This is a genomic window from Rufibacter ruber (genome assembly GCF_014138425.1).
GTDB lineage: Bacteria > Bacteroidota > Bacteroidia > Cytophagales > Hymenobacteraceae > Nibribacter > Nibribacter ruber_C.
Genome location: NZ_JACJIQ010000004.1, coordinates 293,540 through 308,944 on the forward strand (window position 1 = coordinate 293,540; position 15,405 = coordinate 308,944).

The window sequence follows — 15,405 nt, forward strand, 5'->3', positions numbered from 1 at the left end:
TCCCGCAGAGGTATCAGCAAAAGTAAAACAGTTAAAATATACGGGTTGTTCCTAAAAAAGCGTTCCTTTAAAGTTATTTTTGAAGGGAAATGGCAGACAAGCGACAGTCTCTTTCCCGCACGGCAGCTGCCCTTTCATATGCACCACACAACCAAACCAAATGCTACACCATCGTTTTACATTACTGGTCTTTCTCTGGCTTTCTTCTGCCTTAGCGGTTCCTGTTCTGGCCCAGCAAAAACAGCTGACCGTTGAAGACTCTTTCCTGAACCCCGGCCTCTCCCCTGCCAACCTGCGCCAGCTCACCTGGGTGCCCGGCACCAATGACTACAGCTACGTGAGCAGCAAAGGAGACCAGTTGCTGCGCGGCGGTGTTCGGGCGGAGGCCACGGCCGTTGTCACCACTGACCAACTGAGCGCTGCGCTGGAAAAAGCCGGCGGCGCCAAAGCCAACAACCTGAATGGCCTGCAGTGGCTTAACGCGCAGGAGCTCCTGATCAACCAGAAAGGGCAAGTGTACCGCTACCACGTGCAGAACAAATCGGCGCAGCCGTTCTATAAACTAGGGGCTGGCGCTGAAAACGTAGACTTCTCCCCCAACAAGCAGCGCGTGGCCTACACCAGGGGCAACAACCTGTTTCTCTCCCAGGCGGGTAGTGAGGACAAGCAGGTGACGCAGGAGCAGAACACTGAGATAGTCAACGGGCAGGCCGCCCACCGCTCTGAATTCGGCATTACCAAAGGCACCTTCTGGAGCCCCAGCGGCAACAGCCTGGCCTTTTACCGCATGGACCAGACCATGGTCACAGATTACCCGCTGGTAGACATTGATCCGCTTCCGGCTAAACTGAACAGCATCAAATACCCTATGGCGGGCGGCAAGAGCCACCATGTCACGGTTGGGGTGTACAAAGTGGCTTCGGGCAGAACCATTTTCCTGAAAACCGGGGAGCCTGCTGAGCAGTACCTGACCAATGTGACCTGGAGCCCAAACGAGAAGCATCTTTATGTGGCGGTGGTGAACCGGGCGCAGAATCATCTATGGCTGAACCAGTATGACGCCACCACCGGCGCCTTCGTGAAAACGCTTTTTGAGGAGCAGAATGACAAATGGGTGGAGCCGGAGCACGGGCTGTACTTTGTACCGGGCAAGCCCGACCAGTTTGTCTGGATCAGTGAGCGCGACGGCTATGACCACCTCTACCTTTACAACACCAACGGCCAACTGATTAGGCAGCTCACCAAAGGCGAATGGGTGGTGAAAGATCTGGTAGGCTTTAACCCCAACGGGCGCGAAGCCTATTTTACCTCCACCGCTGAAAGCCCGCTTGAGCGTCACTTCTACGCCGTAGAGCTGGCCACTGGCCGCACCGGCCGAATGACCCAGGGCAGCGGCGTGCACAACGTGCACCTCAGCCCTACCGGCCAATTTTTCATAGACAACTACAGCAGCCCCGTTACGCCCCGCACCATCCGGATTCTGGACACCGATGTAGCCAAAGTAGCCAAGACCCTGCTGGTGGCCAAAAACCCGCTGCAGGAGTACCAGTTGGGGGAAACTACCATTTTCCCCATCAAAGCCGAAGACGGCACCGACCTGTACTGCCGCATGATTACCCCGCCAAACTTTGATGAGAAGAAAAAGTACCCGGTGGTAGTGTACGTGTACGGTGGTCCGCACCTGCAGATGATCAACAGCAGCTGGCTGGGCGGCTCTAACCTCTGGATGCAGATGATGGCCCAGAAAGGCTACATTGTCTTCTCCCTGGACAACCGCGGCTCCGCCGATAGAGGCCGCGCCTTTGAGCAAGCCATCTTCCGCCAGGCCGGCACCGCCGAAGTTGCCGACCAGATGAAAGGCGTGGAATATTTAAAAGGGCTTCCGTACGTTGATGCCAACCGCATAGGCGTACACGGCTGGAGCTATGGGGGCTTTATGACTACTTCGCTCATGCTCAAGCAGCCGGGCGTCTTTAAAGTGGGTATTGCCGGGGGCCCCGTGATAGATTGGCGCTACTATGAGATCATGTACACAGAACGCTACATGGACACCCCGCAGGAGAACCCCGAAGGCTACGAAAAGGCCAACCTCCTCAACCACGTGAAAAACCTGCAGGGCAAACTGCTCATGATTCATGGCACCGTAGATGACGTGGTGGTGTGGCAGCACAGTCTGGCGTTCCTGAAAAAAGCGGTAGATGAAGGCGTTCTGCTGGACTATTTTGTGTACCCCGGCCACCCGCACAACGTGATCGGGAAAGACCGGGCGCACCTGTATAAAAAAGTGACCCAGTACTTTGACGAGAACCTGAAATAGGGAATTGCGTTTTCAGCCTGTTTTTCTGAAAATAGGTCAAAAACAGGAAGGGCTGCCTCAGACTAAGGCAGCTCTTCCTGTTTTTAGAACCAGCTCTTTCGCCTTGACTCCCATTATCAAGCAAGTGAACGAATTCCATGACACATTTTGTCATCCTGCAAGGATCTTGGTGGCGAACGGCAGTAGCGGCCAGCACTTGTTTATCTAGTTCGCCCCCGGGATCCTTTCAGGATGACAAGGAAGAAGAATATATGTTATTTCTATCTAAGCAACATACAGCTTCTCTCAATGAAAAAATAATCCCTATTTTTCTATTCATTAGAAGCTCAATTACACCAACAACTAATCATGCAGAAACCATCCTTCCTGTGGGCAGTGCCGTTCAGCTTAACCCTTTTCACCGCCTGCCATTCTACCAACCCCAAAGACGCCACCGCTAGCACCAGCCCGCTTTCAGCCCAGGTTACAGAGGAAAGCTACCGTGAATATGTGACCGCGCTGGCAGCAGATGACCTGGAGGGCCGCAAGCCCTTCACCAACGGTGAGAAGAAGACGCTGGCTTACCTGGAGAGAGAAGCCAAAGCGCTGGGGCTGGAGCCAGGCAACGGCAACAGCTACCTGCAGGAGGTGCCCATGGTAGAGATCACCTCTGCCCCCGCCCCCACCATGCAGGTGAAAGGCAAGCAGTCGTTTGAGCTGAAAGGGCTGGAGGAGTACGTGGTCTGGGCCAAACGCCCTGAAGTGAACAGCACCATTCAGGAAAGCGAACTGGTGTTTGCCGGCTTCGGGATTGTGGCCCCGGAGTATAACTGGAACGACTATGCCGGGCTGGACGTGAAAGACAAGGTGGCGGTGGTGCTGGTGAGTGACCCGGGTTTCTACTCGGCAGACCCAACCTTCTTCAAGGGCAGAACCATGACCTACTACGGCCGGTGGACCTACAAACTGGAGGAGGCAGCCCGCCAGGGAGCCAAAGGGTGCCTCATTGTGCACGCCACAGAGCCAGCCGGCTACGGCTTTCAGGTGGTGCAGAACAACTGGAACGCCTCCAGATTTTACCTGGACAACCGGAACAAGCCCACCTACAAATGCGCCATGGAAGGCTGGGTGACCACGCCCGTGGCCGAGCGCCTGTTTTCGGCCGCAGGCAAGAACTTTCAGGCTGAGCTGCAGCGGGCCGCCAAACCGGGGTTCAAAGGTATGCCGCTGGGCCTGACCGTGAGCACCTCCATTCAGGCCAAAGTGAAGTATGACAAATCCTACAACTTCATTGCCAAGATTTCGGGCAGCAAACGCCCAGATGAAGCCATTGTGTATTCAGCGCACTGGGACCACCTGGGCATTGGCAAGAAAAACGCCCAGAATGACAGCATCTACAACGGCGCCGCCGACAATGCCAGCGGCACGGCCGGTCTGCTGGCGGTAGCCAAAGCGTTTAAAGCCCTGCCTCAGAAGCCAGAGAGAAGTATTGTGTTCCTGTCGGTGACCGCTGAGGAGCAGGGGCTGCTGGGCTCGGCCCATTATGCTGAGAACCCGGTTTTCGCCAAAGAGAAAACGGTGGCCAACCTCAACATTGACATGCTCAACCCTTACGGTGCCACCAAAGACATGGTGTTGATTGGGCAGGGGCAGTCTGAACTGGAGGAAATCCTGGCGGAAGAAGCCAAGAAAGCGGGCCGCTACCTTGCCCCAGACCCCACCCCCGAAGCCGGCCTCTATTACCGGTCAGACCACTTCAACTTTGCCAAGACGGGCGTTCCGGCGCTGTTCACCGGCATGGGCACAGACCACGTGCAGCTCGGCCCCGCCGAAGGCAAAAAACTGCTGGCCAACTTCACCGCTAACATTTACCACAAGCAGAACGATGAGGTGAACGCTGCCTTCAAATTTGACGGAGCCGTGGCAGATCTGCAGCTGCTCTACCAGATGGGCAAACGCCTGGCGTTCTCCAACCAGTGGCCCCAATGGAAACCAGGTTCTGAGTTCAAAGCCGTGCGGGAGAAATACATGAAAAGATAACCCGTTGCGTTTTGGAGCAGTTTTGGCCAAAACAGGTCAAAAACAGGAAAGGCTGGCGTAACATGGTCAGCCTTTCCTGTTTTTGGCTTCTTTTCTGTAAAACAGGCCAAAAACGCAATACTTTCATTTCCTGCCGGAAAGCCGTAATTTTGAAGAGATTAATGGAGAGTGCTTTACCTAAGCTCAGCCCATTCTAAATTCTTAATGTCTAATTCCTCATTTCAAAATGCCCGTACCCTCCGCTGACTTCAAGCAGGCGTTGAAAAGATTATCTGAGAAGGAGAAGGAAGCCCTCATTCTGCGGCTGGTGCGCAAAGACGCCGAAGCCTATGACACCCTCAGCTTTGAGCTGCTGGAAGACGTGACGCTGGAATCGCTGCAGGAGCGCAGCCGCGAAGCCCTTCATGACATTCTCTTCACCGTCTCGGGCCGCAGCCTGAGCAAAGCCCTGAGCCGGGGCCTCAAGAAAGCCGCCCAGGAAATTGCCCGCTACCAGCGCGTCACCAAAGACCGTAAGGGTGAGATTGACCTGCACCTGTACCTGCTGCAACTCATCTTTGACAACTTCACGGGCCAGTTTGACAGCGTATATAAAACCTTTTACGTGGCCACGGCGCGGCTGGTGCTGCGCAGCATGACGCTCATTCAAAAGCACCTGCATGTAGATTACCACCTGGAGTACCAGGAAACCATCAACACGTTTCTCACAGATCTCAACGGCCGCAGCAAGCGCCGGCAGCTGCCGTTCAACCTTCCCTGGCAATTTGAACTGGAATAAGATGTGCGTCCGTATTTGGCCTATTTTTGGGAAAACAGCCCTAAAACAGCTTTTCCTCATCACGCTACTCTCCCTCACCTTGTACAGCTACGCCGGGGCACAGACTCAGCAGAAAGTGTACAAGAACCTGGCCCTGGAGGGCGGCGGCATTAGGGGCATTGCCTACGGCGGAGCTTTGGCTGAGCTGGAGCGGCGGGGCCAGCTGCAATCTATTGAGCGAATTGCCGGCACCTCGGCGGGAGCCATTCAGGCTTGTCTATTGGCTATGGGCTACACACCGCAGCAGATCACAGAAATTACCTTTAAAACCCCTATCCAGAAGTTTGCAGATGGCCGGTTCCTGTTTGTGGGGGGCATCGCAAGAATGTCTAGCCGCTACGGCTGGTACCGCGGGGAGAAATTCACCCAATGGCTTTCTGACCTCATTGCCCAGAAAACCGGCAACCCAAACCTCACCTTCGCAGAACTGCACGCGCTGGCGGGCAAAAACGGCTACCGGGATCTTTACATCACCGGCACCAACCTGAGCCGGCAACGCTCTGAAATCTTCTGCCACGAGACTTTCCCTCACATGAAGGTCAAAGACGCGGTGCGCATTTCCATGAGCGTGCCCATGTTCTTCCAGGCGGTGTTCATGGACAGCACTGGTCAGGTGTTCCCCAAGCCCCTGCCCAACAATGGTACAGACGTGCTGGTAGACGGTGGGTTGCTCATGAATTTCCCGCTCATGGTATTTGATCACCCTACATATTTTTCCGCCGCAGGCGCCACCGCCCCAGAGGGGAAGAGCCGTTTTATTAACCCAGAGACCATAGGCATACGTTTAGACTATGATGCCCAGATTGCCTATGACCTGGAGCGGAAAGGCTTGGCCCCTAACCCAATCAACGGCTTCGCCGATTACATTACTGGTTTTTACCGCATTATCATTGAAAACCTGAACCGCCATGAGCTCACCCCCGCCGACTGGGACAGAACCGTTTCTGTGAGCACCGCCGGCTACGGACCAAAGATCAAACGCCTCTCAGAGAAAGATAAGGAGACCCTGCTGGAAAGTGGGCGCATGGGCATGCTGCAGTTCTTTGCCGGGTGTGAGTAATTGGTCAGCAGAATCAATCATCAACCCTACATTAGCTCATAAAAACCAAAGCATTCTATTTCTGGCCTGTAATTGCTAAGCCAGGTCAGAAACAGAATGCTTGTTAAGCTTTCAGGTGGTGGCTGCTGCGGGAATAATCTTAGAGCATGATTAAATTTGTCTTTTCCGCTGCAAACGGGAATCAAAAGAACCTGACATCGCATTTTTCTCCCACCATAGTGGGGCGTATGCGGCTCAAAAAACGCTTCGTCAGAACCTTTCGCTCCCAATTTTCGCTCGCAAAACCAAAATTTAATCAAGCTCTTACTCAGAAATAACTTTACAAATTCTGGACAAATCGCTTGGATATCGGTCATTTATTGAGATAAAATACAGATTCCCATTCTTATCAAATGCAAAATCAATAGGTGTATCTACAGTTGCCTCCAGAGCTTTTCCGTCTTTGTATACTAAGGGGTTAGTTCCATCACCTGCAAGAGTAGATACCTGACCCTGTGTATCAATTTTTCTTATCCTATAATTCCCTGCTTCCCCCACAAATAAGTTCCAGTCTTTATCAAAGATAAGGGCACTTGGCCCGAAGAATTGCGCCTGTAGCGCTGCCCCATCTTTATAACCTGCCTGTCTGGTGCCAGCAACGGTACTAACTTGTCCCTGTGGGGTTACCATTCTGATACAGTTATTCTCTGAATCAGTCACAAACAAATTCCAGTTTTTATCAAAATCCATTTTGTAGAGGCCGGCAAATTGGGCTTGATTTCCGGCACCATCACGATATCCTTTCACGCCAGTGCCGGCAAAGGTACTTACCATACCCTGAGGGGTTATTTTACGAATCCGGTTGGCCTCCATCACAATTAAGTTACCGTTGTTATCAACATCCAGATCTGTGATGGCATTGAACTGTGCTTGATTGGCAGGCCCATCTTTATATCCAGATATTTGCCGAATCTCACTGTTGCTAATATAGCTACCTGCAAAAAGACTGACCTGCTTTTGAGGGGTTACCTTATAGATAAGGGAGTGATCAGCTAGAAAAAGGTTTCCTGATTGATCAAAAGTGCTTGCGGTTAAGAACATAAAAACTGCATCACTTAATGAACCGTTCGTGAAAATAGGTACAGTATACAATCTGCCTTTACTGAGCTCTGTCGCCTGTGACCTACCGGTAATTACTTTTAGCATACCGGGTGACAGCTGGGTCACATGCATGGCATTGTTTGCATCAAAATATAAACTGGTAAAGAAAAAGTGATCAAAATAGTTAACTGTAGAAATGGTATTGGTTAATTCATAGGTAAATGAATCCCAAGAAGCATCTTTACTGCCCACCACCACTTTTATAGGGCCGGAACCTGCCCCTTTAGGTACTTTCACTACAAGTTCCTTTCTAGCCGCAGAAACTACTATAGCCTTTTTATCATTAAAAGTGACAGTATTTTCAGTTGTGATTTCCGAGAAATTTACCCCCTTAATAGTTATTTCTGTATCAAACGCAGCTTTGAGAGGAGAAACAGATTCAATTTTAATACCATTGCTGGTACCGTTTTGGGGGGTGGGATCTTCCTCTTTTTCGTCCTTGGTGGCACAAGAGAGCAGGGCCAGGGCAAAAAAGTAAACAAGGAGTTGTTTGAACGTCTTCAAGCTTATATTTTTTGTAATGATTCAAGAATGTTGTTGATACAAAAATAGCTTTATGCAGACTCCTGAGTAATACCCACTTGTAGGTAAATAAGGATGTACTCTAACAACTTTACATTTTTAAATTTTATAAAATCTGGCCAGTTCCTTTTTCCTCTAACTTCCTTAGCTGTTTTCACGTTCATAACAGGTGAAAAACCAAAATGAAACTATGTCAGCGAACGAAAAATCTAAAGTCGTGCAGGTTCTGAAGGAACTGAACGAATTTGTACATGATGGCCGCGAAGGGTATGAGCGCGCCGCGAAAGAAAGCACAGACTCTTTAAGACAAGATGTATACCGCCGCTTCTCCCAGCAGCGTCTGGCGTTTGCCAATGAGTTGAACCAGATTATTCAGCAGCACGGCGGCAGCCCTGAACGTGACACCACTGCTAAAGGCAAATTGTACCGCCAGTGGATGGACTTTAAAGCCACCATCACCGGCAGCAACGAGGAAGCTATTCTGGGCTCCTGCATCTATGGGGAGGAGTGGGCGCAGAAAGCCTACCGTGATGCTCTGGACCATGAGCTGCCAGCTGAGGTACGCGGGGTCATCTTACGCCAGCGCGAAGCCTCTACAGATGTTCTGACCCACCTGCACCAGATTCACGAGGCAGCCGGCTACGCCCCGGCCCAAGGTGGCTTACCTGCCGCCATCGCCTCACCGGCGCTGAGCAAGCCGCTGCGTACCGCGTTGTATGCAGTAGCTGGCGCCGCAGGAGCAGTATTAATTTATGGCCTGGTTTCCAAGAAGATCCCAACCGCCAAATTAGTGGCCGGCCTCTCCTTCTTAACCAGAAAGCGAACCGCTGCTTAGATATTTCTCTTTCTTTTAATTGAGAGCCTGGTTTCTGTTTTTGGCTTGTTTTCTGAAAAACAGGCCAAAAACAGCCTGATTCTAAGAAAAAGCAGCGGCCAGAAACTGGGGCATCCCCAACAAAAAAAGCGGCGGACAATGTCCGCCGCTTTTTTAATCCTATAACACATTCACTATACAACTAAACTCTTTAGAACCTGAAACCAACAGAGGCTTTAAACCCGTGGTTGTATGATTTATAATCTGCCTTGTCATCTATGGTGGTAAGCCCCATGTCATAGCCCCCGCTCAAGCTCAGCCCGTTCTGGAACTGATACCCTAGCCCCGCAGACAGCCCCACGTCAACGGAGCGTTGCGCGGTCTTCCACTCAAAGTCATTGTTGTAGGCAGAGAAGCCTAGCGCCCCGGCATTCACATTCACGTTATTAGACAGCAGGAAAGACACCTGCGGGCCGGCAAACAGGTTAAATCCTTCGCCCACGTATACTTTGGCTAAGAGCGGTATGTCAATGTATTCTGCTTTATTGGTAAGGGTGACTTTGGCATTCAGGAATTCTCCCACGCCACCCGGCACCCTGCCCTCCAGCACCATCCCCTTCTGGGAATACTGCACGCCCGGCTCAAACTCAAACCCGCTGCCCAACGGTATGCTCAGAAACATACCCGCATGGAAGCCGTGCCGCCATTTGGTCTCCACGTTTCCGTTGGAGAACTCCAGCAGTTCATTGAAACTCTTCACGCTTTCGCCTTGCCAGCTGGTGGCGCTGTACCCTGCTTTAATGCCTACTTTTACCCCGTCATTCTGGGCAGAAACGTTGGTGATAAGCCCTGATAACAAAACCACCACCATTAGTATTATCTTCTTCATCTCTCTTGCTGTTTTCATTGTTCCCAATAGCCTGCAGGACTCTTGCCTGGTCTTAATACAAAACCGTGCCAAAAACAGACCACCTGGTAAACACCCTCAGCAAACGGGATTTAGAAAAAGCTGTAAACATCTATAATTCAGAATGTTAAAAATTAACAATTATAGATTCCATCACTAAAGAAAACAGCTGCGGCCAGCCTTTGAAAGGCTGGCCGCAGCTGTTTTACACGTTGCAGCAGACGTTTACCGCCTACAGTTTAATTAATTTTACGTCTTCCCAATAGCCCATGATTTTGTCATGGGGGCCTACCAGAATATCTACCCGGTTCTTGATGCGCCGGTGCATGGCGTCACGCACTACGTAGACACCGTCTAACTTGGGGGAAATACCTTTTACCAGCACAGAGTCTCCGTACTCAATTTCACCGCCCCAACGGGCCAGCAGGTTTCTGGACAATGCCAGCCAACGGTGCTTGCGCGGATTCCGCTCATTGATTCTGGAGCCGTCTGCGGTGATGAAGGGCGTATCATCTGTCTGTTCCTCTTCCGGGTAGTACACAGAAGCGTCTACCGTTATGTGCTCTGGTTCAGCAGGCGTTACAGGTTGGGGAGACCAGACAGGCAGGGTACTTACGTTTACCGGCTTTGCTGGAGCTGGCGTGGTGGACCCTGAGATTTCTTTTAAGAATGGAAAAATGATAAGAAGAATAAGTCCATATGTTTGGTTCTTGACCATGCTTTCGTTGTTGGTGGAACATCGGTTTAGCTAGTGGTCTTTAACGGTGGCTAAAAAAAAGGGTTATTTTTCTTGGAAATGTTACAAATAACACGTATGACTTGTAGGCAGTTTCTATGGCATGCGCTCTGGTTTTCCCCTGTTTTAGCAAAAACAGCCCAAAAACAGCGGCAAGGGTAGCTTCAACACGAAACTTAATTAGATGCAAATAGGTGAGAAATGGGTGAGCAGCCAGCCCTAAGAAGCATTTGTACCTGATACTACACCTCACCTCCCGGGTCTTTCTGTACATTCTTTCAAAGAAAGCAGAGCATCTGAACTTGCCCCCAAAGCAGAATTGTTTTAAAGTCTGATCTTCAGGCCATACTTATTTTTCAACGTTAACAGGGCTTCAGCGTTCCCTTTGGCATCTTCCACCGGATGATGCGTGTGGTCTGTTTTTCTAAGGTGCTTAAACGTCTTGAATGTGTCTTTTACAAGCCCTTTATACAGGCTGCCTAAATTCTGGGAGCTGAACCCAAACGGGTTGCTGCCGGTAAAATGGTGGAAGTACCAGCAAATGAACATCCAGTCAAAGCCGTTGTTGTCACTGATAAATATGGTTCTGTCAGTGGTGTTTTCTTTGATCCAGCGGGCAAACCTGGCCATTACTGTAGCAGGGTCTTCAAAGGCCAGGGTTTCCTCCCGGCTATGGCCGGAAACCGCTAAGGCTTGGGGAATAAATTTCTCTGATATGGGTTTCAGCTTTCCGTAAAAGGTTTTCCCCAGACCCTCCTCTACTACCACCGCCCCAAAGGAAACCATAGAATAATCACCCGGAATGGGACCGTCGCTTTCAATATCTACCATTATGTAAGTCATACCTTTATTCTCTATTAGTAGTGTACCCTCCCCCTTTACCCACCTGTCCTAAAGGTGTCTTATACATTGCAGATGCCCCAATTTCTGAGAACAGAAAGTCACTTCGCCTGAAATTCAGAGATAAGCAGCGTATTAAAGAGCCCGTTGCTGGAGTGCTCATTGAGGAACAGCCCATAGAGAAGCACCTGTTTTTTTGGTTTCACCTCTTTTTTGAATGACTTTTCCAGCTGTTTCTGCATAGGTGCCCAAAACTTAGTCTCCCCAACCTGAAACAAGTATTCATGCACAACATTCTGGCCTAAGGCATCTGGTTCACCGCCAGAGAGCTTGAATACATTTTTCATAGACCCTAGCACCTTTGGGTCTACAGGTCTGGACTCTCCCAGAAAGATAGCCATAAACCTGTATTTATCATGCCTGATGTAATAGCTGCTCTTACCAGCTGTGCGGTCAATGCTGTCTGCATACTGTTGCTCCAGCTTCAAGACCTCTGGCAGATAGACCAGGCGGTAGTTTTTGTCCCAGGTCTCCCATCCAGACTGAGCCGCCCCATCTGGTATAAAGGCAAGGAAGAAGACGAAGGCTATCAAGAGAGTTTTCATAGGGGGGTTGGATGCGTTACGCCTTTTTCAACCTGTACGTCTTTTTCTGGTTCCGCAGACTGGAACCTGCTACTCCGGCAACTTCTCATCCAGCACCTGCACCGCCTTTAAGATCACCTCCACCGCTTTCAGGTAAAAGCTTTGGTGAATGTTTTGGAACTCATCACTCTCTTTGTGGTAATGCGGATGGTCTTCTACCCCGAAATAAAGGAACGGGATCTGCGCCTGGTGAAAACTGCCATGGTCTGACTGCAGGGTCCAGTCATCATGGCCCTGCTCAGGGCGGTCATGCCCGAAGCTCAGCCTAAACTGCTCCGGCAACTTCACCTGCTCCACCAGTTGCCTGATCCAGGGATAGTGGTAGGTACCGGAGGCGTACAGCTCATTCTTGTCTGAAATGCTCACCATGTCCAGGTTCACGTTGAGCAGGATGTCTTCTTTGGGGAAAGGCAAATTAGAGACAAAAGCTTTAGAGCCCACCAGTCCCTGCTCCTCGGCGTCAAAGGCAACAAACACCAGGGTGTGTTTAGGCTTTTCATTTTTAAAATGCTCGGCAAGGGCCAGAATGGCCCCAATCCCGGAGGCATCATCATCGGCCCCGTTGTAAATTTGTCCGTTACGGGTTCCCACATGGTCATAATGGGCGGTGACCACTATCTTTTTTGGCGAAGATCCGGTCCTCACTCCTACCAGGTTCACCCCTGGCACGGTTACACTGCTTCCGCGGGGCGAAAATGTGAAGGTGTGCTGGTACTGCCCCCCCACCGGCTGAAGCCCCACCTGCTGAAAGCGTTTCAGGAGGTATTGCTGCGCCTTGGCATGGCCGGGGGTGTTGGGCAAGCGCCCCTCCATGGAGTCAGCCGCCAAAATCTCTACATCCTTCAGCACCTGGGGCACCGGGGCGGGCTGGTAAGAGCTTTGGGCACAGGAGCCAAGGCAGAGGCTGCAAACGGCCACCAATGCGGCAAGAGAACGAGGGAGGGCAACTGTTTTCTTCATGAGGAAAAGATACAGCAAAAATATGAAACTCAGACAGCTGCCGCCCCAATTCCTGTTTTTGGCCTGTTTTCAGAAAAACAGGCCAAAAACGCAAAGGCCGGAGTTCTCATGACAAGAACCACGGCCCCACTGTTAACGCTACTTTTCTATTTTAAAGCCTTGCTTTCTTAGCGGCCAGCTTCACGCTCAGCACCGCAAAAGAAATCACACTCAGCGTACTCACCGGCATGAGAATGGCAGACACAATAGGCGTAAACTCACCCATCACGGCCATGGTCAGGCCAATAATATTGTAGATAAACGACACCCCGAAGGCGGCCAATATCAGCCGAAGGCTGGTCTGGGAGAATTTAATAAAATGGGCCAACCTGGGTAGCTGCTTCGCGTCCAGAATACCGTCACAGGACGGGGAGAAGCCGGTTACATTATCTGTCAGGGCCAGGCCCACATCACTTTGGCGCAGGGCCCCGGCATCGTTCAGGCCGTCTCCCACCATGATGGGGGAATGGCCCTGGGCTTTGAGGGCATTGATGTACTCCAGCTTCTGCATGGGGCTCTGGTTGAACCGCATCTGGGCCTCCGGCCCGAAGAGCTGGCGCAGACGCGGCTCCTCGCTGTCATTGTCGCCGGAGAGCACGGCCAGCTTTTTGGTTTTACCCAGCTCCTGAATCAGCTCCTGCAGGCCTTTGCGGTACACATTCTGGAAGGTGAAGTAGCCGCGCACTTCCTCATCAAAGGAGATGAACACCCGGGTCTGCTTGTTGTCATGGGCCTCTTTGAATTCGGCCCCAACCCAGACGGCAGACCCCACCTCCACCAGCGTGTCACCCACGGTGCCTTGCAGCCCGGCCCCTGGTTTCTCCAGGAAATTCAAAACCGGTTGCGGTTTGCCTTGCAGTTGGGCGTACAGGCGCTGGCTTAACGGGTGGGTAGAATGTTTCAGAACACTGCGCACCAGCTGCTCTTCCTGCGCAGAAAGCGCATGCCCCACAAAGGTAATCTCGGCAGAGCTGGGTTCGGTCAAGGTCCCGGTTTTGTCAAAGACCACCACATCGGCCTTGGCCAACGCTTCTACCACGCCGCTGTTCTTGAGGTAAAACTTGTGCTTGCCGAAGATGCGGAGCGTAGCGCCCAGCGTGAACGGCGTGGCCAATGACAAGGCACAAGGACAGGCAATCACCAGCACTGAGGTAAAGGCTTTGATGGCCATATCAGTATCACGCGGCACCCAGTACACCAATGAGGCGGCGGCAATAATCAGCGTCACAATCAGGAACGGCTTGCCCACGGCGTTGGCGTAGTTCTCCAGGGTCTGCTTCTCTTCTTTCTTGAAGTTCACGTGGTTCCAGAGTTGGGTCAGGTAGCCCTGCGACACCTCTTTCACCACCTCCAGCTCAATGCCTTCGCCCAGTTGGCGGCCCCCGGCGTAAATCACCTCCCCGGCCACCCGCGCCACCGGCACAGATTCACCCGTCACAAAACTGTAGTCAATGTTGGCGGTGCCTCTGAGCAGAATAGAATCGGCGGGAATGAGCTCGTGGTTACGCACCAGAATGCGCTGCCCTTTCTTGAGTTCTTTCACTGAAGTAGGGATTTCCTCGCCGTTCTTGAGCACCGTCACCGAGATTGGGAAGTACGAGGTGTACTCCCGGTCAAACGCCAGCGAGTCATACGTGCGGCGCTGCACCAGCTTGCCAATGAGCATGAAGAACACCAGCCCGGTGAACGAATCCAGGAAACCGGGGCCCTTGCCCGTGGCGATGTCATAAATGCTCACGCTGAACAGAGACAGCAACCCAATAGCGATGGGCAGGTCCAGATTAATCATGCGTTGCTGCAGTCCCTGCCACGCAGAGGTAAAAAAGCCGCGCGCGCTGTATAGAAACACCGGCAACGACAACAGCACGTTCAACCACCCGAAGAACCGCCCGAAGTGGTGCTGCAGCCCCCCAAAATATTCAGGGAAACTCAACAGCATCACGTTGCCAAAACAGAAGCCCGCCAGGCCGAGTTTGTAGTAAATAGAGCGGTCTTTCTTGGGGGCGGGGCCTTCCATGTCGGCGAGGGTAATCTGGGGCTCGTAGCCAATGTGGGCCATGAGTTCCACCACCTGCGCCAGCGTGGTCACCTGGTGCTCAAACGTAACGGCAGCCTCCTTTTTGAGGAAATTCACGTGCACATCGGTCACGCCGGGGTTGAGCCGGTTCAGGTTCTCCAGAAGCCAGATACACGAGCTGCAGTGCATCTGCGGAATATGGAACGTGATTTTGCTGATGCTGTCGTTCTGGAAGTCCAGCAGTTGCTGCTGCACCTTGGCATCATTCAAATATTTAAACCGCGCCGAGGCAATGGGGTCTTTCACCGAAATGCCGGGGCGGTCGTCTAAAGTATAATAGGTACAAAGGTCGTTTTCAGCGAGTAATTCATAGACTACTTTGCAGCCTTCGCAGCAGAACTCCTTCTCATCAAAGTGAATGGGGGTGCTGGTGCATTCATCGCCGCAATGGTAGCAGGTGTGTACGTCAGTCTCTGGATGTGCGGTCTGGAGCATAACTTCTCTTTTAATTCCAATACAAAATTACCTTCCGGCCCCGCCGAAAAACATGACAAACATCACCCCGTTTCATGA

Annotated in this window: 12 protein-coding genes; 5 read left to right on the forward strand and 7 right to left on the reverse strand. The window is 51.7% G+C overall.

Annotated features, from left to right (window positions below; genetic code table 11):
• Nucleotides 1-160 precede the first annotated feature (160 nt).
• The 4 genes from FHS90_RS06810 to FHS90_RS06825 all read left to right on the forward strand — a co-directional run bounded on the left by FHS90_RS06810 (nucleotide 161) and on the right by FHS90_RS06825 (nucleotide 6,213).
• Nucleotides 161-2,317 (forward strand): S9 family peptidase, encoded by a 2,157-nt coding sequence (locus tag FHS90_RS06810; RefSeq protein WP_182512470.1) that lies wholly within the window; start codon nucleotides 161-163, stop codon nucleotides 2,315-2,317.
• Between the two features lie 348 nt (nucleotides 2,318-2,665).
• Nucleotides 2,666-4,336, forward strand: a complete 1,671-nt coding sequence (locus tag FHS90_RS06815; RefSeq protein WP_182512471.1) for a M28 family metallopeptidase — start codon at nucleotides 2,666-2,668, stop codon at nucleotides 4,334-4,336.
• Between the two features lie 226 nt (nucleotides 4,337-4,562).
• Nucleotides 4,563-5,114 (forward strand): hypothetical protein, encoded by a 552-nt coding sequence (locus FHS90_RS06820; RefSeq protein ID WP_066835216.1) that lies wholly within the window; start codon nucleotides 4,563-4,565, stop codon nucleotides 5,112-5,114.
• Nucleotide 5,115: 1 nt separating this feature from the next.
• Nucleotides 5,116-6,213, forward strand: a complete 1,098-nt coding sequence (locus FHS90_RS06825; protein ID WP_182512472.1) for a patatin-like phospholipase family protein — start codon at nucleotides 5,116-5,118, stop codon at nucleotides 6,211-6,213.
• A 303-nt stretch (nucleotides 6,214-6,516) separates the two neighbouring features.
• Here the strand turns inward: FHS90_RS06825 and FHS90_RS06830 are convergent, their stop codons facing one another.
• Nucleotides 6,517-7,857, reverse strand: a complete 1,341-nt coding sequence (locus FHS90_RS06830) for an IPT/TIG domain-containing protein (RefSeq protein ID WP_182512473.1) — start codon at nucleotides 7,855-7,857, stop codon at nucleotides 6,517-6,519.
• 208 nt (nucleotides 7,858-8,065) lie between these two features.
• Between FHS90_RS06830 and FHS90_RS06835 the strand changes: the two genes are divergently transcribed.
• A complete protein-coding gene (locus FHS90_RS06835; RefSeq protein ID WP_182512474.1) occupies nucleotides 8,066-8,710 on the forward strand; it encodes a ferritin-like domain-containing protein in 645 nt (214 codons plus the stop codon).
• Nucleotides 8,711-8,900: 190 nt separating this feature from the next.
• Here FHS90_RS06835 and FHS90_RS06840 read toward each other — a convergent pair whose 3' ends face one another.
• The 6 genes from FHS90_RS06840 to FHS90_RS06865 form a co-directional block, all read right to left on the reverse strand.
• Nucleotides 8,901-9,578 carry a porin family protein gene (locus FHS90_RS06840; protein WP_066835229.1) on the reverse strand — a complete coding sequence of 226 codons (678 nt, stop codon included), beginning with the start codon at nucleotides 9,576-9,578 and terminating at the stop codon, nucleotides 8,901-8,903.
• Nucleotides 9,579-9,828: 250 nt separating this feature from the next.
• Complete coding sequence (locus tag FHS90_RS06845; RefSeq protein ID WP_066835231.1) at nucleotides 9,829-10,314, reverse strand: RlpA-like double-psi beta-barrel domain-containing protein; 486 nt, start codon at nucleotides 10,312-10,314, stop codon at nucleotides 9,829-9,831.
• A 342-nt stretch (nucleotides 10,315-10,656) separates the two neighbouring features.
• Entirely contained in the window at nucleotides 10,657-11,175 is a 519-nt protein-coding gene (locus tag FHS90_RS06850; protein WP_182512475.1) for a 3'-5' exoribonuclease domain-containing protein, read from the reverse strand.
• Between the two features lie 98 nt (nucleotides 11,176-11,273).
• Nucleotides 11,274-11,777: a hypothetical protein gene (locus FHS90_RS06855; protein ID WP_182512476.1), complete on the reverse strand. Its 504-nt coding sequence runs from the start codon at nucleotides 11,775-11,777 to the stop codon at nucleotides 11,274-11,276.
• 69 nt (nucleotides 11,778-11,846) lie between these two features.
• Nucleotides 11,847-12,776, reverse strand: a complete 930-nt coding sequence (locus tag FHS90_RS06860) for a M20/M25/M40 family metallo-hydrolase (protein ID WP_182512477.1) — start codon at nucleotides 12,774-12,776, stop codon at nucleotides 11,847-11,849.
• Nucleotides 12,777-12,927: 151 nt separating this feature from the next.
• Nucleotides 12,928-15,327 carry a heavy metal translocating P-type ATPase gene (locus tag FHS90_RS06865; protein WP_182512478.1) on the reverse strand — a complete coding sequence of 800 codons (2,400 nt, stop codon included), beginning with the start codon at nucleotides 15,325-15,327 and terminating at the stop codon, nucleotides 12,928-12,930.
• Between the last annotated feature and the right edge of the window lie 78 nt (nucleotides 15,328-15,405).

Coding starts and splice junctions, on each gene's coding strand:
- FHS90_RS06820 (WP_066835216.1), top strand. CDS start 4,563: ATGCCCGTACCCTCCGCTGACTTCAAGCAGGCGTTGAAAAGATTATCT.
- FHS90_RS06865 (WP_182512478.1), bottom strand. CDS start 15,327: ATGCTCCAGACCGCACATCCAGAGACTGACGTACACACCTGCTACCAT.
- FHS90_RS06815 (WP_182512471.1), top strand. CDS start 2,666: ATGCAGAAACCATCCTTCCTGTGGGCAGTGCCGTTCAGCTTAACCCTT.
- FHS90_RS06825 (WP_182512472.1), top strand. CDS start 5,116: ATGTGCGTCCGTATTTGGCCTATTTTTGGGAAAACAGCCCTAAAACAG.
- FHS90_RS06855 (WP_182512476.1), bottom strand. CDS start 11,777: ATGAAAACTCTCTTGATAGCCTTCGTCTTCTTCCTTGCCTTTATACCA.
- FHS90_RS06810 (WP_182512470.1), top strand. CDS start 161: ATGCTACACCATCGTTTTACATTACTGGTCTTTCTCTGGCTTTCTTCT.
- FHS90_RS06850 (WP_182512475.1), bottom strand. CDS start 11,175: ATGACTTACATAATGGTAGATATTGAAAGCGACGGTCCCATTCCGGGT.
- FHS90_RS06845 (WP_066835231.1), bottom strand. CDS start 10,314: ATGGTCAAGAACCAAACATATGGACTTATTCTTCTTATCATTTTTCCA.
- FHS90_RS06860 (WP_182512477.1), bottom strand. CDS start 12,776: ATGAAGAAAACAGTTGCCCTCCCTCGTTCTCTTGCCGCATTGGTGGCC.
- FHS90_RS06840 (WP_066835229.1), bottom strand. CDS start 9,578: ATGAAGAAGATAATACTAATGGTGGTGGTTTTGTTATCAGGGCTTATC.
- FHS90_RS06835 (WP_182512474.1), top strand. CDS start 8,066: ATGTCAGCGAACGAAAAATCTAAAGTCGTGCAGGTTCTGAAGGAACTG.